Annotated in this window: 21 protein-coding genes and 1 riboswitch; of the genes, 6 read left to right on the top strand and 15 right to left on the bottom strand. The window is 48.3% G+C overall.

The genetic code is table 11. The features are described 5' to 3' along the window. Positions 1-107 precede the first annotated feature (107 nt). Complete coding sequence (locus QZT80_RS18095) at positions 108-314, bottom strand: hypothetical protein (RefSeq protein WP_295125215.1); 207 nt, start codon at positions 312-314, stop codon at positions 108-110. 186 nt (positions 315-500) lie between these two features. Continuing rightward, positions 501-890, bottom strand: coding sequence for a hypothetical protein (locus QZT80_RS18090; protein WP_295125212.1), 390 nt, complete (start codon positions 888-890; stop codon positions 501-503). Positions 891-954: 64 nt separating this feature from the next. Here QZT80_RS18090 and QZT80_RS18085 point away from each other — a divergent pair, with 64 nt between their 5' ends. The 4 genes from QZT80_RS18085 (at position 955) to QZT80_RS18070 (ending at position 3,938) form a co-directional block, all read left to right on the top strand. After that, positions 955-1,125 (top strand): hypothetical protein, encoded by a 171-nt coding sequence (locus tag QZT80_RS18085; protein WP_295125209.1) that lies wholly within the window; start codon positions 955-957, stop codon positions 1,123-1,125. 144 nt (positions 1,126-1,269) lie between these two features. Then, on the top strand, positions 1,270-2,103 hold the full coding sequence (locus tag QZT80_RS18080) for a chromate resistance protein ChrB domain-containing protein (protein WP_295125206.1): 834 nt from the start codon (positions 1,270-1,272) through the stop codon (positions 2,101-2,103). Between the two features lie 105 nt (positions 2,104-2,208). Beyond that, on the top strand, positions 2,209-2,757 hold the full coding sequence (locus QZT80_RS18075) for a hypothetical protein (protein WP_295125203.1): 549 nt from the start codon (positions 2,209-2,211) through the stop codon (positions 2,755-2,757). Positions 2,758-2,774: 17 nt separating this feature from the next. Continuing rightward, positions 2,775-3,938: a chromate transporter gene (locus tag QZT80_RS18070; protein WP_295125200.1), complete on the top strand. Its 1,164-nt coding sequence runs from the start codon at positions 2,775-2,777 to the stop codon at positions 3,936-3,938. 176 nt (positions 3,939-4,114) lie between these two features. Here the strand turns inward: QZT80_RS18070 and QZT80_RS18065 are convergent, their stop codons facing one another. From QZT80_RS18065 to QZT80_RS18005, 13 genes are all read right to left on the bottom strand, one after another. Then, positions 4,115-5,695, bottom strand: a complete 1,581-nt coding sequence (locus tag QZT80_RS18065; RefSeq protein WP_295125197.1) for a calcineurin-like phosphoesterase C-terminal domain-containing protein — start codon at positions 5,693-5,695, stop codon at positions 4,115-4,117. Positions 5,696-5,708: 13 nt separating this feature from the next. Next, on the bottom strand, positions 5,709-7,439 hold the full coding sequence (locus tag QZT80_RS18060) for an SGNH/GDSL hydrolase family protein (RefSeq protein WP_295125194.1): 1,731 nt from the start codon (positions 7,437-7,439) through the stop codon (positions 5,709-5,711). A 1-nt stretch (position 7,440) separates the two neighbouring features. After that, positions 7,441-8,109, bottom strand: a complete 669-nt coding sequence (locus tag QZT80_RS18055) for a DUF4998 domain-containing protein (protein WP_295125191.1) — start codon at positions 8,107-8,109, stop codon at positions 7,441-7,443. 14 nt (positions 8,110-8,123) lie between these two features. Next, positions 8,124-9,305 (bottom strand): DUF5000 domain-containing lipoprotein, encoded by a 1,182-nt coding sequence (locus QZT80_RS18050; protein ID WP_295125188.1) that lies wholly within the window; start codon positions 9,303-9,305, stop codon positions 8,124-8,126. A gap of 20 nt (positions 9,306-9,325) precedes the next feature. Beyond that, a complete protein-coding gene (locus QZT80_RS18045) occupies positions 9,326-11,242 on the bottom strand; it encodes a RagB/SusD family nutrient uptake outer membrane protein (protein WP_295125185.1) in 1,917 nt (638 codons plus the stop codon). Between the two features lie 24 nt (positions 11,243-11,266). Further along, complete coding sequence (locus QZT80_RS18040) at positions 11,267-14,701, bottom strand: TonB-dependent receptor (protein ID WP_295125182.1); 3,435 nt, start codon at positions 14,699-14,701, stop codon at positions 11,267-11,269. Between the two features lie 36 nt (positions 14,702-14,737). Next, positions 14,738-15,826, bottom strand: coding sequence for a FecR family protein (locus tag QZT80_RS18035; RefSeq protein WP_295125179.1), 1,089 nt, complete (start codon positions 15,824-15,826; stop codon positions 14,738-14,740). Between the two features lie 86 nt (positions 15,827-15,912). Next, positions 15,913-16,464 carry a sigma-70 family RNA polymerase sigma factor gene (locus tag QZT80_RS18030; RefSeq protein WP_295125176.1) on the bottom strand — a complete coding sequence of 184 codons (552 nt, stop codon included), beginning with the start codon at positions 16,462-16,464 and terminating at the stop codon, positions 15,913-15,915. Between the two features lie 248 nt (positions 16,465-16,712). Further along, on the bottom strand, positions 16,713-17,639 hold the full coding sequence (locus QZT80_RS18025; protein ID WP_295125173.1) for a transporter: 927 nt from the start codon (positions 17,637-17,639) through the stop codon (positions 16,713-16,715). A 10-nt stretch (positions 17,640-17,649) separates the two neighbouring features. Further along, positions 17,650-18,687, bottom strand: a complete 1,038-nt coding sequence (locus QZT80_RS18020) for a cytochrome c peroxidase (RefSeq protein ID WP_295125171.1) — start codon at positions 18,685-18,687, stop codon at positions 17,650-17,652. 5 nt (positions 18,688-18,692) lie between these two features. Then, on the bottom strand, positions 18,693-19,499 hold the full coding sequence (locus QZT80_RS18015; protein ID WP_295125168.1) for an MbnP family protein: 807 nt from the start codon (positions 19,497-19,499) through the stop codon (positions 18,693-18,695). Between the two features lie 226 nt (positions 19,500-19,725). Further along, complete coding sequence (locus QZT80_RS18010; protein ID WP_295125165.1) at positions 19,726-20,103, bottom strand: hypothetical protein; 378 nt, start codon at positions 20,101-20,103, stop codon at positions 19,726-19,728. A gap of 139 nt (positions 20,104-20,242) precedes the next feature. Beyond that, positions 20,243-20,707 carry an Lrp/AsnC family transcriptional regulator gene (locus QZT80_RS18005; protein WP_295125162.1) on the bottom strand — a complete coding sequence of 155 codons (465 nt, stop codon included), beginning with the start codon at positions 20,705-20,707 and terminating at the stop codon, positions 20,243-20,245. Between the two features lie 186 nt (positions 20,708-20,893). Next, positions 20,894-21,096, top strand: a riboswitch (cobalamin riboswitch). A 128-nt stretch (positions 21,097-21,224) separates the two neighbouring features. Between QZT80_RS18005 and metE the strand changes: the two genes are divergently transcribed. Together metE and QZT80_RS17995 are read left to right on the top strand one after the other, a co-directional pair. After that, positions 21,225-23,528: a 5-methyltetrahydropteroyltriglutamate--homocysteine S-methyltransferase gene (gene metE / locus QZT80_RS18000; protein ID WP_295125159.1), complete on the top strand. Its 2,304-nt coding sequence runs from the start codon at positions 21,225-21,227 to the stop codon at positions 23,526-23,528. A 65-nt stretch (positions 23,529-23,593) separates the two neighbouring features. Beyond that, positions 23,594-24,550, top strand: a complete 957-nt coding sequence (locus tag QZT80_RS17995; protein ID WP_295125156.1) for a 5,10-methylenetetrahydrofolate reductase — start codon at positions 23,594-23,596, stop codon at positions 24,548-24,550. Positions 24,551-24,563 lie beyond the last annotated feature (13 nt).

Here is a 24,563-nt window from a genome sequence, read left to right as displayed (position 1 = left end):
GCATCTTTTTGTCATTAAACCCTGACGGTTGGGTGCCGGTATTACCAGGCTCAAAACGGCCTGCCAGTTTTACCCTGGCAGGCCGTTATTATCAACCCGAACTTTTTCTAACTATTCTCTGGCACTTCATTTGCCTCCCCGTTGTCCTTTCTTCTTTCTATCTCCGTCATTAATAACCTTATCATTGCTTTTTTGGCAAAGTATTCTTTACTCATGCTCCCATCCTTTAACAAGGTCATTACATCCGACGTGTGCTGTGCCAGCATATCCAATAACTTTGCGTAATCCGCCTTCTTTAAATCTTCCAACGCCATCAGTTTAAGTAGTCAAAAGAAAGTACTGGCATTTAGGTCAGCACCTTCTGTAAATCGGTCCGTTTCACGCAGCAAACTCCTGCCACATGCGGATCTGTCTGAAACTAAACGTGATCATGTACCCGGAATATAACATTACAGGTAATCACGGATGATCACCTTTAAGCATGTAATTCAAAGTAACGATCAGCAAAAAGAAGGCGGGCCGCGGAAGGAAGAACTGCTTAGTAGTGTAGGTAACAGGAACGAGGGCGTAGCAACTACTTCCTTTTTCAGTAGTACTGCCATCGTTGACAGGTGGAACTGTATTTCCAGCGAAAAAGGCTCAAACACGTGAGCCGGTATATATCGCTTGGTATGTTTTACCTCAGCACCGGATTTATCCTGGGTGTCGCGGTTATATTTACTGAATTTATAGTGTGTGCCGGCAAACCGAACGGTTTTTATCTCCGCCTTAGCATCCTGCGTGAATACAAAAACATAGCGGAGGTGTAACTGCACGAAGAAAAACAGGAAATACACGCCAAAGGCGAGGCACTTGCCAGGCAACGTTTTTTGGAATGTAAATCTGCGCATTTGTTACTGACCGAACTAATTTTTAACGAATGTAGGGCGGCAAAATAGTAAAAAAAATCGATGTATGATGATAATCTCACCGCAGGCGGGCCTACAGCCGGGGGAAAGGAACCAGAGAAAGATATCACCTGATAAACGGAAAATGTTTAATATCACCCCGTTGCTGCGTCTTCGCCAGCTAACGGTAAATGGCCGTTTGAAGCGGTTGCTGGCTTTTGAAGACTTATTTATCTGAAAAAAGTAATTTTTATCCAAACCAGTAATCACCGTTCTATTGGGTACAATCAAAACACATTATCATTGCAGCTGCGGGCAGTCAGCCGGATGGCTCCGGCTGGCTATGAATCCGTATATTTAAACCGGTCTTCTGACTTAATTTATGAAATGGATCACCCGTGAACATCCGAAAATAGACCGCCTTGCCTGCCCCTGGCTCATTCGTCGCTTCATTGATCCGGATGCAGTATTTCTCTATGTCCCCTTTGACCAGGTACTGGCACTGGCCACAGAACAGGATGCCATACCATATGACATACCCGGTGTGGAACTGACGCACTATGGAGAGGAGTGTACTTTTGATTGCCTCATCAGGAAATACGAGTTGAAAGATGTGGCTGTACACATAATGGCCCCGATAGTTCGCGGAGCCGATACCGACCGGCACGATATTTCTCCTCAGGCCGCGGGATTATGGGCTATATCGGCGGGATTAGCCTATAATTTCGGAGATGATTACGAACTGCTGGAAAAGGGTATGCTGATTTATGATGCGTTATACAGCTGGGCGCAACACCTGCAGCACGAAAAACATACACAACAGCCGTTTGAAAACCTGTTGCTTGAGGTATTTAATCGTTTCCTGAAAGAGCAAAAAGGGAAAAACGCCCGTATTCCCAATTGGGCGAAGGAACTTAAGGAAATGATACAGGACCATATCGATACTAACCTCACGTTAAAGGAGCTGTCCCAAAACCTGGACATTAACCCCTCCTATCTTTCCCGGGAGTTCTCTAAACATTTTGATAACCTCTCCTTTGGCGAATATCTGCGTAAACAGCGCATCGATAAAGCGATAAAACTGATGGCGGAGCACTACTCTCTAACCGAGATCAGTTATCTTACCGGCTTCTCAGACCAGAGCCACTTTTCCCGGATCTTTAAAAAACACACGGGCGAAAGCCCCTCTGATTTCAGGAGAAAGCTGAAAAAATAACTGTGCTTTTTATAAAAAAGTAAGAACCATACAACCGGGGTAACGCCTGTTCTATTTATGCTCCGCGGATGATGCTAAAATTGTAGCTGACCAGTACAATTTGAAATGATACCGATCGTAAACATACCACCGCGCATCTATTCGGGTGCCAAAACATTATTGTTCTTTTTGCTGATTACACTGTTACACGCCCACACTTACGCCCAGGAACGAACACCCTCATTATTCCCCAGGGTGGGCGCGTACGTTGGCATACTGCACCCCATCGTTACTATCGGCAGCGATGAGCCGCATTATAACTTCGACGGTAGTTATGTTGCGGGCATGCCAACAGGCATCAATATCTGGAAAAGTCCGAAGATCGGTTTCTCCCTGGAGTTTGTACCCACTATTCGTGCTACAGGCAGTACCAGCAGGATGAGCAACTTCTTGTTCCATCCCGGCGTGTTGTTCGGGCTGGGCAGTGGATGGACACTTGCCGGGCGCGCGGCCTTTGAAACGTCCGGCCGTTATGGCGTTACGCCGGTGCTGAATAAGATCGTGATCAAAGGCAGGAGTTGTAGTATGTTTGCCGCCATACCGCTGCCAGTGCGCTTCGGAAACGACCAACCTGCCACATTCACCGCCGGGTTTCAATTTGGAATAGTGTTTTAACTGCAAATACATCGATAATGAGTACGCAAACGTCCGTGCCATACAGCCTGCGTGAACTAACGCTTTACTTCCTGAAACTGGGTACTATCGGATTCGGCGGCCCGGTTGCACTCGTGGGTTATATGCACCGCGACCTGGTAGAAAAGCACAAATGGATCACCGAAGACGATTACCGCGAAGGACTGGCATTGTCGCAGCTGGCCCCCGGCCCCCTGGCTGCGCAGCTGGGCATTTATATAGGTTATGTACATTACCGGCTGTTGGGGGCAACGTTAACGGGCCTCGCGTTTGTGTTGCCATCATTCATCATGGTGCTGGCTTTGGGAATGATATATGTGCACTTTCAGGGTATCAGCTGGATGCAGACGGTATTTTACAGCATAGGCGCTGCCGTAATCGGGATTATCGCGATCAGCGCTTATAAACTGACAAAAAAAACCATTGGCAGGGATTATTCTTTATGGTTCATATACATCACTTCAGCGGCAACCACCGTACTAACAGAGCAGGAGAACTTATTGCTATTTATTGGAGGCGGCATTTTTTATTGGTTGGTAAAATTCTCCTATCGCCATATGAAGCAAGCCGCAAGTGCGACGCCATTCTTACTGTCGTTAGTGCTGCAAGCTAATGCCGGGCCGGCATCTCCGTCCGGAAGACTGTTAGACATCCTGCTATTCTTCACGAAAGCGGGTGCTTTTGTTTTTGGTAGCGGACTGGCTATCGTTCCCTTCATGTATGGCGGGGTGGTTAAAGATTTCGCCTGGCTTAATGAACAACAATTTATGGATGCTGTGGCAGTGGCCATGATCACCCCCGGGCCAGTGGTAATTACTGTTGGGTTCATTGGCTTCCTGGCAGCGGGTTATTCCGGAGCATTCGTGGCGGCATTTGCCACATTCTTTCCCTGTTACTTGTTTACTGTATTACCAGCCCCTTACTTTAAAAAATACGGTAAAAGACCGGGTATTAAAGCATTTGTTGATGGCATTACGGCAGCCGCCATTGGTGCCATAGCCGGGGCAGTGATCGTGTTAGGCCAACGTAGCATCTACGATGTACCAACAGTTATAATATGCCTCGCAGTGATAGCGATACTACTGTTTGCAAAGAAGGTGCAGGAACCGCTGATTATAGTACTTGCAGCGGGCACTGGGCTGCTCATCAAAGCATATGCCTGAAACAAGAGCTGCCGGCACATCGCTTTTAGGATAAGGTGAGAGCATTGAACGCGACAGTATCTATAATGAGTTACTACTCTTCCTGCAATTTATTAGGAGCGTTGATGCGGTTGACTGAGTTAAAATAGAAAGGCCAGGCAGATCCCTGGATTTACCTGGCCTTTAATAAAAAAGTATTAGAACTTCGCTTCCTCAATCCGGTAAGCACTCTTCTCCACAAACACCTTACCCCACGGATCTGTTGCCTGCACTTCGATCTGGTGTACGCCAATGCCGATTTTCTCCGATAAAGGCGCACGCCACAGGTGATTACAGTTTGCCGGTTCAGTAGGACGGCGGCCGCGGAACATTTCATCTGCCTCATCCCATTTAAACAATTCGCTCACGAAAGCGGGATCCGGTTCAATGATGTGCTTCATCGGTTTCCACTTACCACCATCTACGCGGTATTCTACCTTGCTGTCTTTATAACCCATGTAGAAATTAGCGTACAGGAAGCCGCGGCCATCCCACCAGATGGTAGACATCACTTTACGATGCCACAGGCCGATCTGGAATTCGGCAGGTTTGTTCGCTACCTTGTAATCGCAGGTAAAGGTGTTGCCGGTCACATTAAGGTAAGCATACCCGCGGGGTGTACCATCGCTCATTACCGATTCCAGTACCCCCTGTTCGTTCATGCGGCCAGAGTACCAGTTGCCGCAGGTGGCGCCTACATTAAACTCATGGAAAGGTTTGGCGCCCAGCCAGCCCCACTCCTTGTCGTAAAAGCGCTGCCATTGGTTGTGGGTGTGGGCCGACAACGCGAATACATGCGGATACTTCGCCAAAAGGGAGAACAAACGGGTCCTGTCTTCCGTACGGAATGCTCCTTCCGCCTGGTACAAAGGAATATGAAAGGCCAGCACGATCAGTTTACTGGTATCCACCTGTTTCAGATCGTTTTCGAGAAATGTGAATTGTTCGGCCGTAAAACCGCCCCAGAGGCCCTTGCCATCACGCGGGTCGGGAAACAGGTTATCGTTCAGCACAATGTAATGCGCCTGACCGTAGTTGTAGGAGTAAGTAGACGGCCCGAAGTTCGACTCATAAGTTTCATCATTCTTGTCGATCGACTTAGCATCATTATTCGTGTCGTGGTTACCGATTACATTGTACCAGGGAATATTGGCTACGCTTACGGCGTTAATGTAGTCCTTGTGCATATTGAGGTCTTCTCCTACGAGGTCACCCAGCGTAATCCCGAAAGCCACATCTTTTACATTTACCAGTTCCGACATAATGCCTTTTTCGAAAAAGCCTACATCCTGGTGCTCCAGTACCTGCGGGTCGCCGAGTACCAGCGCGCGGTAGTTATCTGGTTCATTGTACTTCACCAGCGGGAAGTCTACCGAGGCAGGCAGCGGACCGGTGGGCGCCACTCCTTTGTACTTGTACCCGGCAGGCGATCCGCCTGGTTTATGAATGTAGTAATACTGAGGCTGATTCTTCGCATTCCGCGGCACCTGGTAACCTTTGGGTTTGATCACGAAAATAATGTTATCATTTTCCACAGGCAGACTGTATTTACCTTTTATATCGGTTACTACTACTTCACGGCCATTACTTACGGCGATGTTGGCTACACCTTTTTCCTTTGCGTCTTTTCTGCCATTACTGTTGTCGTCGTTATAAACGTAACCGGTAGCGGTCTTTTGCGCCAGCACTGCTGCAGGACTAACGGCCAGCAGGCACACTGCATAAACAAATGATTTCATATGCATATTTGATTTACAATATTTGCTGTAATTGTTTACCGAGGATGGAATAACCTTCCTCATCAGGATGAAGTCCGTCGCCAATGAACAAATCTTCATTTGCCTTATTCCCTTTCAGAAAATAGGGTGAGTAATCGACAAAGCGATAATCACCAGCTTCGGCCATCAACCTGATTTTTTCATTTAACACCCTCACCCTTTCTTCACGTTTCCTCCGGGGCAGGATGCCTATCATTGTAAGTTCCGCCTCAGGCTTACGTTTACGGATCTGCTGCAATAACAGTTGCAAGCCGGCTACGATTTCTTCATCACTATTCACGGCCAGGTTATTGGTACCGATCATTACAATGATCTTTTTACCATTGAAATGATCCAGCTCGCCGTGGTATATTCGCCAAAGCACGTTCTCGATGCGGTCGCTGCCAAAACCTGCGTTCTGCACCTTTTTCGGCTGTATGTATCTTTCCCATGCTTTAGGACCATTACGCCTGAAAGTATCTGTCACAGGCGCGCCGCCCCATAAATGGATGATAGAATTAGCGAAGATGACAGCAGACGGATTTGTTTTGCGCACCTGTTCTTTTATCTCATCATGACGTAACATCCAGTCATAACGATTATCATTTTGCGCCACCGGCTGCTGTGTGGTGAACTGGCCGACAGGCTCGCGTAGTATTTCGCGTATCTTGTTTTCATACGCATCTGCATACTTCATCATTCCAATATCGTTCGGGTGCGTGTGTTCGGTGGTACTGTTAATATCAAAACCGATCTCCTTTTCAGTAAGCAGCCAGATATTCGTTACACCTTCGGTTTTCAGCTTTTTGTACACAGCTGCGATCACCTGGCTGGAATTGTGCCGGTCATTGATCAGCGAACTGTCCATATAGTAGGGTATATCGCCGCAAGGGTATTCGGTAAAAATGATGGGAACACCGGGATGGGCGGTCCTCAATTTGTTAACACCATACCGGATGCGGGCTTCCACCGTATCGGGATTTGCCCGGGTAAGATTAGGCATACAGTCGAAGAGATATACCGCTGCATCCACCGTGGCCATCAGGTCGAATATCGGCGCTTCAAAACGCCCGTTGCCGGAAAACCCGAGGTTGATCACTTCCCTGTCTAGCTTGCGGGATAAAATGTTCGTCCACGATAAACCTGGCCGGGACGCCACGGCACCGTGCATGATAGACGTACCGTATCCCACGATGGGTTTCTCTTTTCTCTCCCGGAGAAACTCCACCTTTACGCCTTCGTCGGTAACAATGGATATCCAGGAAACCGTATTGTATAGTGGGAGGTACAGATAATAATCTACCTCGGCCCCTGCATCTATCTTCAGGTGTTTGTAAGAATATACCACCGTGTCGCCAAAGCTGTAGTAGGGTGAGGCCCAGTTCCACCGCCCCAGCCGGTCTTTCGCAAAAAGATCGACCCCACTTACGCCGGTAGCAGGCATATGGGGCATTTCGCGATGTTTACCCGAAAGCTGGTAACGCACTTCGAAATGGCGTGCGCCCGTCCTGAAATGCAGGAACTCCCCGGTAGTGAACAGGGAAAGGTCCCACACATTTTTACTGACACGGGATTTCATTTCTGCTGGCAGGCGGTAGAACATATGTGCAGTGTCCCTTTTTGCCACCCCATTCACCCATTTCGGCGTATGCCATACGAGGCCCTGCTGTGCTTTTAACACAACAGGGCTGATCATCAGCAGCACAACTGTCAAAAATCGCTGCATATTACAGTGGTTTGTATCCGGTATAAAAAGTGTCTACAGCATTCTTTTCAGGCAGGTAAACAGAGCGGTAACTTACCGGCTTGCTCACATCGCAGCCAGATAACATTGTAGTATCGCCAAGCGGCGAGAAATGTGTCTTTGGCAGGTTATCCTTACCGGTGAACTGCCATTCTGTACCAATGCATTTTTCTTCCCTGCCCACCCAGGTGATACTGATAGTGCCGGCAGCAGCCTGTTTATCTGCCGAGCGCAGCGTTCTTGGCAATATCGACGACTGGAAAGCAGCCCCATAACTGTTCGCGATCACCTCAGCACCCACAGAGCCATTGCCTTTACTGTCAAATGTATATACCGTAAAGTTATAGGCGCCTTCTGCCAGTTCTATCGGCAGCTTAATGGTATCCGGGTGCAGGGAACGTTTAACCGGTATGATCAGTGAGTCGGCCCCGAAGTTCCACAGTACGCGGCAACCGGTGATGTTCTGGTCAGAGAACAGTATCCACGAAAGTATGACCCTGCCTTTACCGCCAGCGGCTGTAAGCGAGTCGGCTTTGCCGGTGTATATCTTAGCGCCGTCTTTAATAAAATCCCCGTAGTGCGCATCCATTTTGCTGCAGGAAGCCATCGATATAAAACCTATCGCTGCTCCCAGAAATATTAGTCGTTTCATGTAATCGGTTTGAATTAGTAAGCTCCCCAGAAACTCAGTTCAGAAAAAGTGACATTAGCCGAGTTACCATAGGTTTTGGTCAATTTGATGCGCAGGTAACGATAGCTTTCCGTACTCAGGGGGAAATTAAAGTCTTCGCCGGCCCTTGCCAGTTCCAGGTCGTCGTTACTGGTTTGGCCAAGCGGCAGGCCCGACGGTTTAACAGACTTACATTTCCTCAGCAGTGTCCAGCTGTTCCAATCGCCGTCTGGCGCGGGACTGTTTGACCCATACACTTCAAACTCTTCCGGTGTGGCGGAACTGTAATAAAATGCAGTACTCTGGCGCTGGTAGTATTTCATGCGGCTCAGGTTAGCCTTTACACCCAGATCTATCGAAATACTGCAGGGCAGGCCAATGGTTTGTCCTGTTACGAAGATCGTTGTGGTTTTGCCATCGAACAACAGGCGCATCGGGTAAGCTGCCGAATAAAGGTTACCGTTCACATCGCCCGGATAGGGATTGAGTTCTTTGAACTTCAGTTTATCCAGCTCCGCTTCGAACAACGGCGTCAGTTCCGCCATCAGGGTATCAGAGATATTTCCCCACCTGTCTTTTACATAAAAGCCAAAGTTGTAAGGTTCCGCTTTAAGACCGCGGATGTTGTATTCGCCACGCACCAGTCCCGTATAAAAGGCATCGAGTTGTTTCATTTCACCGTTGGCATCCTTCGCCAGTATGACGATCACGATATCGCCGCCGGTTACGTTCTCGAAAGTAACATTCACGCCACCGAAATCAGGCTTCACTTTTAATCCGTCGCGCACCAGCTTTACGGGCGGCGTTAACGGTTTTATAGAGATGTGCTGCGCGGCAGAGCGAATTTCCCGCTTATTCACAGAATACAGCGTTACATCAGTGCTAAGTGTATCACCGAAGCCTTCCAGCAGCAGCGTATCGCCGTAGTATGAGGCTTTTGCGTTCCGTTTGATCTTATTGTGTTCCCACTCCGCCTCTACATACATGAGATTGGGATCAGGCGGCACCGCATAAGTTACTTTTGCGCCGCCGTTTATATTTATCACTTTCACATTATTCACCAGTTGCGGAATAGATTCGCTGTCGGGCAGTGGTGCTACATGTTCTTCTTTACATCCTGCGGCAAAGCAGCCTGCAGCTATTGCGCACATGCTCAGCAATTTTTTATAGTGTACCATGGGTATAAGATTTATAATTGTTACCAACCTGGATTTTGTACAAGATTTTTATTTCGTATCAGGTCTTCTTCCTTGATCGGCCAGAAGTAGTCGCGCAGGCGGAAAGTGCGGTTAAACAGTGTGGTAAAGGAGTAGTAGCCTACCAGGTCCTTCTGCCCGTAATTCCATCCCTGGATGGGCACCTGCCATACCCTTTCTGCTTCTTTCCACCTCCTGAGGTCCCAGAAACGCTGGCCTTCAAAAGCAAATTCGATCAGGCGTTCGCGGTGAATGATATCGCGCATACCTTCCTTGCTGTTGATCTTTCCTGGATTAGAAGAATAATTCGTCCATGCTTCCTGTACGGCGGGCACACCGGCCCTGAGGCGAACAGAGTCTATCCAGCGGAAGGTTTCGCCACCCGGGCCATTCACCTCATTTAATGCCTCTGCATACATAAGGTACAGGTCGGCCAGTCGTATAACGGGCCATGCATACTGCACTACACTGTAGGAAGTAACAGTCGGCAAAACGTTCATATGGTTCACGAGTTTCAGCGGCCAGTACCCGGTTACATTGTAACGTGTGGGCGCACCATCCCATCCTGTATACTGCGCTTGTTTGGCTTCGAGGTGGAACATTTCTGCGCCTGCCGGCTGACCGTTACCGAATACCTTGGAGCCATCGAAGCCCAGGCTGGCGTAGAAGCGTGGTTCACGGTCAAAGTTGATCGCTGCGGTCGTGTATCCTTTTTCGATGTAGTTCTTTTCTGCATCGCTGCCTACCCGGGTTTGCGCACCGCGGGTACTGAAATCCAGCGTTCTGTCTTCTGTAATAGGCACACCATTCTTTGAGTAGAACTGGTTCACTACATGCAGGGGAACGGATGAAAGGCTCCAGCAAGCCGTATTTAGTGCATTGGCCGCGTTAATCCTGGGTTGCGCCAGGTTCTGGATCATATTGGCGTTACTGTTCGTATTGCCCCAAACTACTTCGGAATTAAAATTATCTGTAATCGCAGTGCGGAAGTCCATTACTGTCTTAACTTCAGCATGAACGTTTGAAGTACTTACAAAGCGGTTGAGGCGGTGGTTGTGTGAGTGTACCAGATCAATGGCTTCCTGCACAGCGTTCATTGCCCTCACCCATTTCTGCGGATCATTATCCTGGTTGAACAACAGTTTACCTTCTTTATCACGGAAACCCGCGTAAATGCTATTACCGTTGTAAAGCGGGCTGGCAGCCGTGATCAGCACTTCGGCCTTTACCGACCTGGCAACCGCCTGGTTAATCCTGCCGGCTTCGGTGGCTATGTTAAGGGCTTTCTCGGGCAATAAGGTGATAGCACTGTCGATAACAGCTACGATATAATTTACGCAGGAATCGACCGGCTGGCGCCTTACCAGCACCTCTTCCTGAGAAGAGTTGATGGACGTGTTTTTGTCGATCACCGGTATAGGCCCGTACATGCGGAACAGCCAGTAGTGGAAATAAGCTTTCAGGAACATCGCCTCGCCAGTCCACTGATCTTTTTCATACTGCTCCATATGCGGCACTTTGCCAATATTTTCAAGCATGATGTTGCAATAGCGTATCCCTTCGAACAGGTTGCTGCTGGCGCCTTCCTCTCCCCTCCAGTAGTTCGCCAGCGGCTTGTTTACGTTCTGTGACCCGCGTGCAATTTCCCAGGAACGCATATCGAGCGTAAAGCCGGAAAGCTGGTACGGATAGTGAAACCAAAGCTCATCCCCCGCCATAAATGCCGGGTTGGCAAACAGGTCGCCATGTTTAGGCATGAACGAGTAACAGGTAAACAAATACTGTTCCGCAGTGGACCGCTGCCTGAATACATAGTCGATCGTAGGCACCCCGTCCGGCACAACATCCAGGTACTTTTTGCAGGAGCTGAAAAACAGGAAAACCGTTAGCACAATGACTAATAATCTGTTTAAGCGCATATAATTCGTTTAATAAATCTGATGTTAAAAAGATGTCTGTAAGCCGAGATTGATTACACGTTGCACCGGGTACCCAAGCCCGTTGCCCGCCATTTCAATATCCCAAAGCTTAAAGGATGACAACGTAAAGAGATTGCTGCCATTGGCGTACAGGCGAAAGGATTTCATCTTGTAGCGCCTGAGCGTTGCTTCGGGCAGTGAGTAACCAAGCTCCAGTTGTTTCAGGCGAAGAAACCGTCCGTTACGTGTCCACCATGTGCTTGATTGCGTATTGTTGGCACTGATGCCCGTGCTGAAGCGCGGCCACAGGGCGTAGATATCGCGGTTCTCCAACGACCAGTGATCGTCTGCATAGGCTTTGAGCAGAGCATTATCGTTCACAAATGGCGTGGTATTCCTGGTATCGATCGAGAAAGAAGATCGGCCCTGGCCCTGGAAGAAGGCGGAGATATCAAAGGATTTATAACCGGCAGACAATCCAAAGCCATACACCAGTTCCGGATCTGTAGGATGGCCGATAGGCACCATATCGAGCCCGGTGATCTTACCATCGCCGTTAACGTCCCTGTACTTGATATCTCCGGGGCGAACCTGCTCGCCTATGCCACCAAAAATTTGTTCAGGTGCATTGGCTACATCATGTTCATCGATAAACAATCTTTCAGCGATATATCCCCATTGCTGGCTGAGTGAATATCCGATCCGGGACCTCCAGGGCGCATCTTTATAATCGGGTTCCTCATACTTATCGTATTTACTCATCGCCAGCGTTACGTTTGCGCGGCCTTGCAGCCACCAGTCTTTGTTGATCTTGTGGTTATAATCTACAGATGCGTCGATACCTTTTGAGGTAGCGGCACCGATGTTAGCGCTTGGTATATTGGAGGCGTCGAAACCAGAAGTAGCAGGAATATCAGAACGATACATCAGTATCCTCGAACGATAGGTGTTATAGAAATCAGCCGTAAGATTCAGTTTATTCCAGAAGCTCATATCCAACCCCAGGTTGGTTTGGCGTGCCACCTCCCAGGTAATGTCGGGATTAGCGAAACGGGTAAATGCCAAACCGGGCCTTGTGTAATAACTACCAGGTAAGCCAAAGGTGGCACCTCTTGAAGGCAGCGGAATCGTTACTTCCGACATATAAAAGAACCTGTCTTCCGGGCTGCCAATGGCATCGTTGCCCACCAGGCCGTAAGTGGCCCTCAGCTTCAGGTTACTGATCGTGCTGATCAGTTCTTTTCTCCAGAATTTCTCGTTAGAAATATTCCAGGCAACGCCTGCAGACGGGAAGAAACCGAAGCGATGGTTAAGATCAAACCTTTCGGAGCCGTTATAACCGAAGTTAAACTCTGCGAAATAACGCTGATCGTAGTTATAGGTGGCCCTGCCGGATATACCGAGGTTCCTCGCGGGCAGTGATGTTTGCAATGAAGTAAAATCGCCCGAGATGCTGTTCTGCGCCTGGTACACCAGGCTACCGCTTACACCATGCGCACCAAATACGCGGCCGTAGTTCAGGATGCCCTGGAAGTAAATGGAAGTGGTTACCTGCCTGTTCCCTTTTTCGTTAGCTGCCGGAAACGAGAGATACTCCGTGCCCTCATCAGGATTCAGCGGGTTTAGGATATAACTGCCGGTAGCGCCGTTATAATTCAGGATGTTATAATAAAACGGTTTGTAACTGCGAACGAGATCATAATAAGCATAACGCCTGGTGTTACCCATCACGCTCAGCGATAACCCTTCGGTGATAAAGTCGAGCTGCTGGCGTATTTCCGCCTGTGCATTGATTGTGGACGAAGTATACTCTTTATAACCCTTCACCATTTCTGCGTACGGGTTTACTACCCGCGGATCGGTATTACCGAACAGGATGTGTTTTGTAAAGGCATGTTCTTCATCCGGCTCATAATAGGCGGGAAACTTTACCGGGTTGGCGTGCATCACCCTGTTGTATACAGCGGCACCGCCCTCAATAGGCCCCGTATAATCCTGGAATGTTCCGGAAACACGGGTGGTGAGTAAAGTTGTTTTAGTAAGATTCACATCTACGTTAGAGCGGATGGAATACGTTTTCAAATTGATATTATTGTTGAAATTGTTCAGCTTCGGCACTTTCAGCACCCCGTTATCCTGCGTAAATCCCGCCGACACGTAATATCTTGCTACAGAGGCGCCGCCGCTGATATTAACATCTGCGCGCTGGTTCATCGTATAATCCTTGAACAGCATTTTCCGCCAGTCTACTGCGGGATAGAGATAAGGACTACCGATACCGGTACTATCAATCTTCTCCTGGCTGTACAGCAGGTCTGTGCGGATTTCTTTACCACCTGTATTTGCTGCTTCATTGGCCATCTTCATATAAGTAACAGGGTCGGCCAGTTCGACGTTGCGCGTAGGCGACGACCATGAATTTTCTACTCTTGCTGAATACACCGGACGGCCTTCTTTACCTTGTTTGGTAGCGATCAGGATCACACCATTTGCACCCCTGGCGCCATATAATGCAGTGGCAGTAGCATCTTTAAGGATAGAAAAGTTATTGATATCGTCCATACGCAGCCGGGCCAGGTCGGTAGAAGTAACTTCTACCCCATCGATGAGGATGAGCGGATCTTTTTTGTAACCGAACGTAGTAACGCCACGGATAAAAAAGCTGGCATTGTCTGCCCCCGGTTCGCCCGAACGCTGGTAAGCGATCAAACCGGCCACGCGGCCTGCCAATGCGGTGGTAAGGTTGCTGGAAGGAACTTTAAGGTCCTGGGGATTAATAGAAGTAATCGACCCTACAACGTCTGTTTTCTTTTGTTTGCCGAATGCCACTACCACCGCTTCACCTAATGCGCGCGGTGCAACAGACAGTTTTACATTAAGCGTCGCCTGATCAGTGAGTACGATCTCACGGTTGTTAAACCCCATCATAGTGAATACCAGCACAGCATTATCATCTGCCGGCAATTCGAGAAAGAAACCGCCGTTGAGGTCAGTCGTAGTACCGATGCCCGGTTTGCTTTTCAGCGCCACCGTAACACCTGGAAGTGCAATGCCGCTACTGTCTCTTACAAGACCGCTGATTTTACGTTTACCATCTTCCTTTCGTTTTCCGGCGGCTTGTTTTAATACTACAATTCCATTCTCCTTTAATTCGAAAACCAGTTCGCTGTCGCGCAATACAATGTCCATCAGCTGTTTCAGGCTACCATTTTTAAGGTGTACCGTAATCAGCCGTTTATCGTCCAGTATACCATTGCTGTACACAAAACGATAATGACCTTGCTGTTGCACCCTGTGCAGTACAGAGGATACAGATTCATTATCTGCATCCAGCGTAATAGTGGCCTGTTTCTGCTGTGCGTAGCCAGAAAAGCTAAGCAACAGCCAGGCAAATAGTGACAAAAAGATGCTGGTACCCGCGCGCATGTTACGCCCGGGAAGTGGCAAATACCGCTTCATAAAAAGTATGCTTTAAGTGTTAGGCTCCTGTTTGAATTAGCTCCGTGAGATGATGATAGCATCATTCTCTATCCTGTAACTGAATGGATAGGATTGCTGCAGATATTGCAGCACTTTAAAAATCGTTTCGTCGTTGAAAGCGGCAGTGTACCTGTACTGCTTCACTTCCTCATCTTTAAAGATGACTTCAATGCCGTACCAGGTCTGTAGTTTGGCGGCGATCACATCGAGCCTTTCGTCATTGATCTCCATTTTCTGACGCGCCCAGGCTGTTTCGCTCGCATGTTGGCTTAGTGTGTCTAATTTTAGTTTCGTTACCACGCCTTTCGCGGGCACTGCGTCGAGTGTATGATTAATGGCTGGTTTGCGCTGCAGCACAAACTTTTCATTAGGCTGCAGTATGACGCTGTTTTTTGGATGCGCTCCATCGTTGGTTACAATTTCTACCTTACCTGAAACAAGGTCGGTTTCGGTAGCCTCACCCGGGTGGGACTTCACATTAAAAGTGGTACCCAGTACACGGATACGATATTCGCTGGTATGTACAATGAATGGATGTTGTTCGTCGTGTTTGATATCAAAAAAAGCCTCGCCGGTAATGGTTACCTCACGATGTTCGCTGTCGAAGTTGCGGTTAACAGACAGGTGGCTGTTAGCATTCAGCATGATCACACTACTATCCGGGAGCATTATCGTTTTATGGGCGCCTTCGGCCGTGGCGTATTCATAAGACAATAATACCGGCGCTTCCACAGGTTGTTTTTCAGAGAAGAACTGGTAACCAAGTGTGGTAGCAGATAATATGAATGCCGCTGCAGCCGCATACCGCATCCATGGTTTCCCGTTCATCTTCACCACCTTCGCCCCACTGCTGCCGCCATTTATGAGCTGTTCGAAACGCTCCCTGCGCACCAGCGCATCCTTCATAGCAGCAAGCTGCACTTCGCGGTTTCCCTGCCCGGCATTCAGCACATCGTATAACCGCAGGGCTTTTTCAACCGCCGCAGCATATTCGTGATGCTCGCGTACCCATTTCTCCCAGAATAACTTAGCTGACTTCTCCCCTTCGCAGAAACGGAGGAAAGATTCATCGCAGAGAAAGTCTTCAGGCTCGGGACGTTGCATATCCATGTGTTGGTATCGGCTTGTTTCCATATTGACGGGGAATGCTTTTCTTTTTCCTAAAGAAAAGAGAAATTTATTTTAATACGCTACATTTTAAGCTTCAGGCGAAGTACTTTGATGGCGTCATAGATAGTATTGTAGGAGGTTTTAAGGCTTTGAGAGCTGATATCGGCAATTTCCTGGTAAGAGCGGTTTTCATAAAATTTCAGCCGGATCAGCTCTATTTGTTTTGGAGTGAGCGCGTTTAATGCATCGGTCAGGTTGCGCTTCAGTTCTTCGTCCCGTTCGCGGGCTATAATAATTTCTTCGTAAGATGCCTCTTCCCCTTCCTCCGCATACAAACCCTGTACAGTAGAACCGGCACGGCTTTCAGCCCGGAGGTAATCTACGATTGATCTTCTTAAGGCAGAAAATAAGTAAGATTGAACATTTTCGACTTCGTTCAGCGTTGCGTGCCGGTCCCAGAGTTTCAAAAACAGCTGGCCAATGCAATCCTTTACCAAGTCGCTATCCGCGTATACCGACAACCCATAACGCACCAGATGAAAATACATATCATCGTATAAAACAAACAGTGCTTCCTTATCTCCCTCCCGTATTTTGCGCCACAAAGAAACAGGCTTATTTGTCTGATGCATGGTTGTAGAACGTTTTTTAAGCAGGTGATGCTGCAATCGATATTACCTTCCTGACTGACACAGTTGGCACCTTTGATTTCCACCGGCAAAGAAAGACAGTCTATATTACCTTAAGATTAACTATTTGTTACGTTTATCAGATATTTATACCCTACCTGCGGGCGGAGATGCCAGTACGCCCTGTCATCCTTATCTTTTATATTAAATCCGCGCTAACCCTAAGGCTGCGCGGATTTAAGTATAATGCGTCAGAACAGATACGTTACATGCACCATCGCCCTGTTCCCCGCCTTCACCCGCATGCCCGCTAACTCCTGCGAAAGCACCGGCTGAAAATTAGCCCCTGCCGAAAACGTAGCGAACGTTGCCTCCAGTCCCATCGTCCCCGTAACTGTGTAACCACCGGAAACATCCACATTAAAACCTTCGTCTTCATGATCTTTCTGTGCGGTTTCATATAACACACCTGCATTGGGAGCCAGGCTCACCTGTGGCGCTACGCGGAACTTGTAGTAACCCAGCAGGTTGGCGGTGAACTTATTGCCATAGCGATAGTTATAACGATTATCTGTATTGATCTTATAACTGATGTTCGTATTAATGCCCGCATCCATCAGCCGCACATCGTACATAGCGTTCAATGTAAAGTCGAGGCTGGCAGTTCCCAGCTGGAAGTTGTTGGGGGTATCCTCGTTCTCTTTGCGTTCGGAGGGCTCATATTTACCAACGGGCAGTTTGATACCACCGCCAATCCAGAGCGACTGTACCAGCAGCTTACTGTTGTTGGTTGTAAGTGAATGATCGAGCAGGCGGTAATAACCTACTACTGCAATATCGCCGATGCCCGCCTTACGTTTGGTTTCGCCCTGGTTTTCGCGACTGTTAAAGTTGAACGGCACGAAGCCTAATACCCGGAACCGCCTGCCAATGTTCCAGCCTCCCCACAGTTCAGCAGTCTGGTACGTTTCATCGGTAGTCAGGTACGAGGTAGTACCACCGGGGCCGAGGTGCGACTGCATCGTTTTATACTGGTAGCGGATACCGCCGAAGCGCTTTTTAAAGTCGGGCAGCAAACCGATATAGTAACTGCCTACGCCGCAGCCACATATATCGCAGGCATGCACTTCATAAAAACCTGTTAGCAGGCATATTAATAGGATCGCGATTTTCTTCATCACTTAACTTTTACTGCGCCTGTTCAGAGAAGCGCTTATCGGTAATAAAATGTTTGTCGTTCAGCGTGTTCAGGAAGCTAAGCAGCAGCCCGCGCTCCGTGGTAGTGACGGCAATGCCCAACGTGCTGTTTTGCTTCAGCAGCGGGTCCAGCGTGGGCATATCCTGCATTTCATGGGTATAATGGTCCAGCACGGCATCAAGGGTGAGCAGGCGACCGTCGTGCATGTACGGGGCCGTATAAGCCAGGTTGCGCAGGCTGGGCACCTTAAAGCAGTATTTGTCCGCCGGATTAAGCGTGGTGGTGTAGCGCCCCTGATCATCGTTGTAACCGACCCCTATGCCGTTATTGCGGAAGGAGTTGTCGGTAAACAACGGCTCCTGGTGGCAGTTGCTGCATTTGCTTTTGAAGATGACATACCCTGCCTGCTCATCGGGTGTAAACGCCGGGCCTTGCTGCCGCACCACCGAGTCGTACCTGGAGTTGGCACTTACCAGCATTACCATAAACTGCGACATCGCTTTCATCATACGGGGCCCGGTAATTTCGCTGGTGCCAAATGCCTTTTTAAACAATGCCGGGTACTGTGGATGCGCCCGCAGCTTTTCAAGCACGTTCGCCATTGTTTCATCCATTTCTACCGGGTTGGTAATGGGAACAATGGGCTGCAGGTCCAGATCAAATACGCCGCCATCCCACATGAACGTTTGGCTCCAGGCCATGTTCATGATCGGTGGCGAGTTACGGCTGCCGAGCCGGTCGTCGATGCCGTGACTCACATCATGCCCGTGATGCGTGAAAGCGGATGTTTGTATATGGCAGTCGCCACAGGAAATCGTATTGTTCCTCGACAAACGCGGCTCATAAAACAGTTTGCGGCCCAGCTCAAAACCCGCCTGCGTAATGTCATTGTTCTCCAGCTTATACACCGGCGCGCCAAAGTTAGCCGGCTTCCGGAAACCCATAAAACTCATGACGTCATCCGCCTTACTACACCCGTAAATAACAACAACGAGTAAAGCGCCGACTAATATTGGACGATGTTTCATATGCGTTAATTCTCGGTGTGATCGTGCGTAAACATAGAGGTGTAGTTGTTGGCGATTAATACACTGTAATCGCTGAACATCACGGTTGGATGAGCGGCAATACTCACCATGGTGCCACCGTTAAAGAGTTTCATCACATCCGTCATGATATGGATATTAGCCTCCCTGCCCTTACGCACCCTCGCTATACCGCCGGCTGTAAGATCGATGACAATGGTTTTAATGTTATTCAGTGTGGGCGCACTGTAACCACCAAAGCCGCCAATGTGGTAGCGGAACTTGTTTTGTCCACTGGGATCAACCGGGGCGGCGGCAGACAGGCCTTCCATTTTAAAGAAGATGTAACCGCTGTTCCAGCCCCAATACATACCGGCATCCATACCAGAAGAAGGATCAAGCGCACCGGTACGTTTACTGATGTCCATCGTACTACGCAAACTATCCACCCCCAATACAAACGTGAGGGTCGCGTAATCTCCTTCGGGCACGCGCACTTTTAGAAACTGGGAGGCCGGTTCCGCTTCATTTACCAGGAAATAACTGCTATCCTGCGGCACCACAAATTCCACACCTGCAGTTGTTTTAACGCGAATATTGGAGATGTAATACTGCAATTTGGAAATGCTGAATTGCTCTCCCGCTGCGTTTGTATAATTACCTGTATTCAGTTGCAGATTTTTACTGCCAATAATATTATCAAACTGGATAGATAACGTGGCCTTTTCACCGGTTGGTGCGGGCGCGGGATTACTCTCTTTTGAACAGGCCATGATGAATGTGGCGATACCTATCAATGTTAAAATACGTTTCATATCAGATGTGTTTAAGTACAGGCAATAGCATGCCCTTCGCGTGTAGTACACGCGTTTAAGTGATAAAGAAAATACTGGTAAACGACTCCCCTGCGGGGCCATACAGGACCGTTCAGTGCAAAACACTGCCTGTTCGCCCGCAGGCGAAATCAATAGAGGAAAGTCATGAGCCGGACGTTGGGCCAGGCATAACCATCATAAAAAAGCAATAACAATAAAGGAACGATTATGCAGTGGGTGGGTGAAACACCGCATGGGCGCGATCTACAGGCGCACCAATAGAAATGGGGAGGATATAATTGCTGTCTACCACTTTAAAAGCGGCAAGCACATTGTTATTTGTTTCGTGGCTGGGATAAAAGATCTCGCTCTTACTATCCGCCTTATGTTCAGGATTTTCCTGCTCTTTTTTCTGCTCGTCCTTCAGCTTTTTCGTCAACTGACAGTGGCCATTACAGTTCATTTGCGGCTTATCCCTGTTTTCACAAAGGTTTTGCGCAATGTAAGTCTGATTGATGTAAAACATGGTCATCACCATATAACGGCTGAACATCTGGGAGCACCAGATGAGCATGAAGATTACCGTTATACATTGTTTGATCATGTGTGATAGCGTTTCGGCAGCGAAATTAGCTCAAATACCGGATAATACCAGCGTTAAGACAGGCACAAGAAACAAATATTCACGAATAACAAAAATGATATTAATCAGGTTCAAACACTATCTATGAAATAGCCCATCTTCAGAAATTGATATTGTAAGTATTCTTATTCTCACACATCACGAAAGTACTGTGCGTGCTGCCAATACTCGTTACCGATCCCAGTTTATTAAACACAAAATCCTGGTAGTGCTTCATGTCCCTTGCATACACCTTCAGCAGAAAATCATAGTCCCCGGAAATGTTATAACACTCCACCACTTCTTCCAGGCGCATGATATCGCTCACGAAGTCGTTCCCTATTGTTTTATCGTGGTGCTTTAACCTGATGTTGCAAAAAATGATCAACCCATAATTGAGTTTTTCAGCATTGATCAGGGCGATATATCCTTTAATATAGCCGCCTGCCTCTAAGCGTTTGATCCTTTCAAAAACCGGCGAGGGCGACAGGTTCACTTTGGCTGCCAGGTCCTTCGTGGTAATCTTGGCATCGGCGGCTAATAGCCTGAGTAATTGAAGATCTGTTTGATCAAGCGTTTCTTCCATAGAATAATTTCCTTTTGTAAGACTTAAAAACAGAGAGTAAAAGACGATTCATCTTTAAAACAAGGCAAAAATATTCTTTTCAACTGAAATTTTACGACAAAACCAATTAATAAATCAATTCAATAGATTTGCACAGCATTTAGTGCTGTCAAAAGCACTCATTTGCCAAAAATAGTTCTTTAGTAAGTTTATCAAACCGAAAAGGGTTTTTCTGCCATAAACCTGGCGGGGAATTAAAAGGGAACCGTGTGAGAATCACGGGCTGTCGCGCAACTGTAAGTAACATTCCACAATTTCAACCGGCAAATGCCCACTGTTCAATTAAACGGACGGGAAGGGCGGTTGAAATGTTACGAGTCAGGAAACCTGCCTTTTCCGGATAGACGGTGCTTTCGCGTAATAAAGCAAATGATCTGACCTGATGGTATTATAGGAAACCCCATTTCCTGCTCCTTTGCTGTTAGACGTCGAACGCCTGTCTGGAATCTTTTACAAACGCATTAAATCATTGAAAAAGATGCTAACGCAAAACCTCGGTTACCCGCGTATCGGTACCCAAAGACAATTAAAAAAAGCCTGTGAATCGTACTGGTCTGGCAAGATTGGCCTCGATGAACTGCACCAGGTAGCCCGCACGATCAGGGAAGAAAACTGGCAAACGCAACTCAAAGCCGGTATTGACCTTATCCCCTGTAATGATTTCAGTTATTACGACCAGGTGCTCGATATGAGCATGCTGTTAGGGGTTATACCTCCACGTTATGCACCCGTTTCCGGTGTAAAAGGCAATAATGAGATCGACCTGTATTTCGCTATGGCCAGGGGATACCAGCGGGATGGCCTGGACATTACCGCCATGGAAATGACCAAGTGGATGGATACTAACTACCACTACATCGTTCCGGAATTTACCGCCAAACAGTCGTTTAAGATACACTCGGAAAAAGTATTTAATGAATATACTGCCGCCGTTAAAACCCTTGGCGACAAGGCTAAACCCGTATTGGTGGGGCCTGTTAGTTACTTACTTGCAGGCAAAGAGAAAGAGCAGGGCTTTGAGCGCATCGACCTGATTAAAGACCTGGTGCCTGTGTACGTGGAGATCATCAATCGCCTGCAACAACAGGGCGCCCGGTGGATCCAGCTGGATGAGCCCAGCCTCGCACTCGACCTCTCCAAGCGGGATAAAGAAGCATTTGAATATGCGTACCGCACTATCGCCAGCCAGGTAAGCGGCGTGAAACTGCTGGTAGCTACTTACTTCGAAGCATTGCTCGACAATACCCAGGTAGCAGTTAACCTTCCGGTTGCGGCACTGCACATCGACCTGGTACGTGCGCCCGAACAGCTGGACGAAGTATTGGCACTCATCCCTGCCAACCTGCAGCTTTCATTAGGTGTGATAGACGGCCGGAACGTCTGGAAAAATGATTATGAGAAGTCATTGGCGCAAATCAATAAAGCCCTTGCAAAACTCGGCAGCGACCGCGTGATGATCGCTCCCTCCTGCTCGCTGCTGCACAGTCCTATTGATCTTGACCAGGAAACTGCGATAGATGCCGGGATCAAAAACTGGATGGCCTTCGCCAAACAAAAACTGAACGAAGTAGCTGAACTGAAGCAGATCACTGAAGGTAACCAGGCATTACTGGACGCTAACAAAAAAGCCATCGAAAGCAGAAGAACGTCTAAAAAAGTACACAAACAGGAAGTGAAAGATCGCGTAGCCGCTATCACCGATGCAGATGCTACCCGTAAAAGCGCCTTCCCCGTACGCCAGCAACTGCACCGTGAGCGTTTTAACCTGCCCGCATTCCCTACCACTACTATCGGTTCGTTCCCGCAGACAGACGACATTCGCCAGCTGCGTGCGAAGTTTAAAAAAGGAGACCTCACGCCTGAACAATATGAAAAAGCCATTGAAGATGCGACCGTAGAAGTCATCCGTTGGCAGGAAGAACTGGGAATCGATGTACTCGTACACGGCGAATTTGAGCGTAACGACATGGTGGAATACTTCGGCGAGCAACTCGACGGCTTCCTGTTCTCCAAAAACGGATGGGTACAAAGTTACGGCAGCCGTTGCGTGAAACCACCGGTGATCTATGGCGATGTTAGCCGTCCGCAGGACATGACCATCCGCTGGATCACCTTCGCGGCCAAACAAACCAGCAAACTAATGAAAGGTATGTTGACCGGCCCGGTAACCATCCTGCAATGGTCGTTCGTACGCGACGATCAACCGCGCGATATCACCACCAACCAGATTGCACTGGCTATCCGTGATGAAGTAGTGGCCCTGGAAAAAGCAGGTATAGGCATTGTGCAGATCGATGAAGCCGCGATCCGTGAAGGTTTACCCTTACGTAAAGCCAAACGGCCGCATTACCTCGACTGGGCCGTAAAAGCGTTCAGGGTTACCGCCAGTGGTGTTGAAGACAAGACGCAAATCCACACCCATATGTGTTACAGCGAGTTCAATGATATCATCGAACATATCGCCGCTATGGATGCCGATGTGATCACTATCGAAACATCCCGTTCGCAGATGGAACTGTTACATGCCTTTGCGCATTTCGAGTACCCGAACGAGATCGGGCCCGGCGTATACGATATCCACTCACCACGCGTACCCAGCAAGGAAGAAATGGTATCGCTGTTAATAAAAGCAGCCGACCTGTTACCTGCGCAAAACCTTTGGGTAAATCCGGACTGCGGCCTTAAAACCCGCAAATGGCCTGAAACCAAAGCCGCACTGGAAAACATGGTACAGGCAGCCAAAGAGGCGCGTGAGTTGATCAGCGTGGCATCAGCAATATAACATTAAAGGCTGCGGATGAACAACATTCGCAGCCATTCTCTACCTACTACTAACGACTCTAACTTATGTTCCTGGAGAAGATCAGGTCCGGACAGTCCGGGATTTTAACATACGGCATTACGCCTCCCAAGGCAGAAACAACACCAGAACGCGTAGCAGAAATTGCGGAAAGAACGATGCAACGACTCGTGCCGCTGGATATCGATGCACTGATCGTATATGATGTGCAGGACGAATCGGCACGTACTTCCGTAGAAAGGCCTTTCCCCTTTTTAAACGCCTTAGATCCTTTCGGGTTTGCCAGCAGCTACCTGAAGACACTGAACATCCCGAAGATCATCTATCGCCCTGCGGGTAAATACACAGCAGCTGCATTATCCGCCTGGCTGCAAAACCTGGAGGCAGAAAACTTCCATCCTGTTTTCGTAGGCCTGCCCGCACCCGATTATCCGGTTAAAACCACACTGCCCGAGGCTTACCAGCTTTGGAAAAAGCATGCATATACATCCGTACTGGGAGCAGTCACCATCCCTGAAAGGCATGCAAAATTGGAAGACGAAGACAAGCGTATTCTCGATAAAGCTGCCTGCGGCGTTTCCTATTTCGTTTCTCAATGCGTGTTCAATGTTGACTATGCGAAGAAGGTGATCGCAGATCTTTGCCGCACCTGCAATGAACAGCAGGTCGTTCCACCTACCGTTATTTTTACGCTCACCGCCTGTGGTTCAGAGAAAACACTGCACTTCATGGAGTGGCTGGGCATACACGTTCCGGAGGCGCTAAAGGAAGAATTGCGAAATGCAGGCAACATGCTCGACAAGTCAGTACAGGTTTGCCTGGACATTGCAGCAGCACTGACCGAATTCTGTTCTGCTCAATGTGTACCCTTCGGTTTTAACATCGAAAGTGTGGCCATCAGGAAGGACGAGATCGAAGCATCTATCTATATGGTCAATACCATTGGCGCGATGCTGGAAGCAAAAGGTATCAGGCAGCCTACGGCTTTACCAGTTGCACAATAACAAGAAACCTGCG

It is taken from the genome of uncultured Chitinophaga sp. (genome assembly GCF_902168175.1).
GTDB lineage: Bacteria > Bacteroidota > Bacteroidia > Chitinophagales > Chitinophagaceae > Chitinophaga.
This window is presented reverse-complemented; position numbering and strand designations above follow the sequence as displayed.

Excerpts from the sequence above, each read along its gene's own strand:
- QZT80_RS18005 (WP_295125162.1), bottom strand. The coding sequence starts at position 20,707 with ATGGAAGAAACGCTTGATCAAACAGATCTTCAATTACTCAGGCTATTA.
- QZT80_RS18020 (WP_295125171.1), bottom strand. The coding sequence starts at position 18,687 with ATGAAACATCGTCCAATATTAGTCGGCGCTTTACTCGTTGTTGTTATT.
- QZT80_RS18015 (WP_295125168.1), bottom strand. The coding sequence starts at position 19,499 with ATGAAACGTATTTTAACATTGATAGGTATCGCCACATTCATCATGGCC.
- QZT80_RS18095 (WP_295125215.1), bottom strand. The coding sequence starts at position 314 with ATGGCGTTGGAAGATTTAAAGAAGGCGGATTACGCAAAGTTATTGGAT.
- QZT80_RS18035 (WP_295125179.1), bottom strand. The coding sequence starts at position 15,826 with ATGCAACGTCCCGAGCCTGAAGACTTTCTCTGCGATGAATCTTTCCTC.
- QZT80_RS18030 (WP_295125176.1), bottom strand. The coding sequence starts at position 16,464 with ATGCATCAGACAAATAAGCCTGTTTCTTTGTGGCGCAAAATACGGGAG.
- metE (WP_295125159.1), top strand. The coding sequence starts at position 21,225 with ATGCTAACGCAAAACCTCGGTTACCCGCGTATCGGTACCCAAAGACAA.
- QZT80_RS18050 (WP_295125188.1), bottom strand. The coding sequence starts at position 9,305 with ATGGTACACTATAAAAAATTGCTGAGCATGTGCGCAATAGCTGCAGGC.
- QZT80_RS18065 (WP_295125197.1), bottom strand. The coding sequence starts at position 5,695 with ATGAAATCATTTGTTTATGCAGTGTGCCTGCTGGCCGTTAGTCCTGCA.
- QZT80_RS18070 (WP_295125200.1), top strand. The coding sequence starts at position 2,775 with ATGAGTACGCAAACGTCCGTGCCATACAGCCTGCGTGAACTAACGCTT.
- QZT80_RS18080 (WP_295125206.1), top strand. The coding sequence starts at position 1,270 with ATGAAATGGATCACCCGTGAACATCCGAAAATAGACCGCCTTGCCTGC.
- QZT80_RS18045 (WP_295125185.1), bottom strand. The coding sequence starts at position 11,242 with ATGCGCTTAAACAGATTATTAGTCATTGTGCTAACGGTTTTCCTGTTT.
- QZT80_RS18060 (WP_295125194.1), bottom strand. The coding sequence starts at position 7,439 with ATGCAGCGATTTTTGACAGTTGTGCTGCTGATGATCAGCCCTGTTGTG.
- QZT80_RS18025 (WP_295125173.1), bottom strand. The coding sequence starts at position 17,639 with ATGAAGAAAATCGCGATCCTATTAATATGCCTGCTAACAGGTTTTTAT.
- QZT80_RS18010 (WP_295125165.1), bottom strand. The coding sequence starts at position 20,103 with ATGATCAAACAATGTATAACGGTAATCTTCATGCTCATCTGGTGCTCC.
- QZT80_RS18075 (WP_295125203.1), top strand. The coding sequence starts at position 2,209 with ATGATACCGATCGTAAACATACCACCGCGCATCTATTCGGGTGCCAAA.
- QZT80_RS18085 (WP_295125209.1), top strand. The coding sequence starts at position 955 with ATGATGATAATCTCACCGCAGGCGGGCCTACAGCCGGGGGAAAGGAAC.
- QZT80_RS18040 (WP_295125182.1), bottom strand. The coding sequence starts at position 14,701 with ATGAAGCGGTATTTGCCACTTCCCGGGCGTAACATGCGCGCGGGTACC.
- QZT80_RS18090 (WP_295125212.1), bottom strand. The coding sequence starts at position 890 with ATGCGCAGATTTACATTCCAAAAAACGTTGCCTGGCAAGTGCCTCGCC.
- QZT80_RS17995 (WP_295125156.1), top strand. The coding sequence starts at position 23,594 with ATGTTCCTGGAGAAGATCAGGTCCGGACAGTCCGGGATTTTAACATAC.
- QZT80_RS18055 (WP_295125191.1), bottom strand. The coding sequence starts at position 8,109 with ATGAAACGACTAATATTTCTGGGAGCAGCGATAGGTTTTATATCGATG.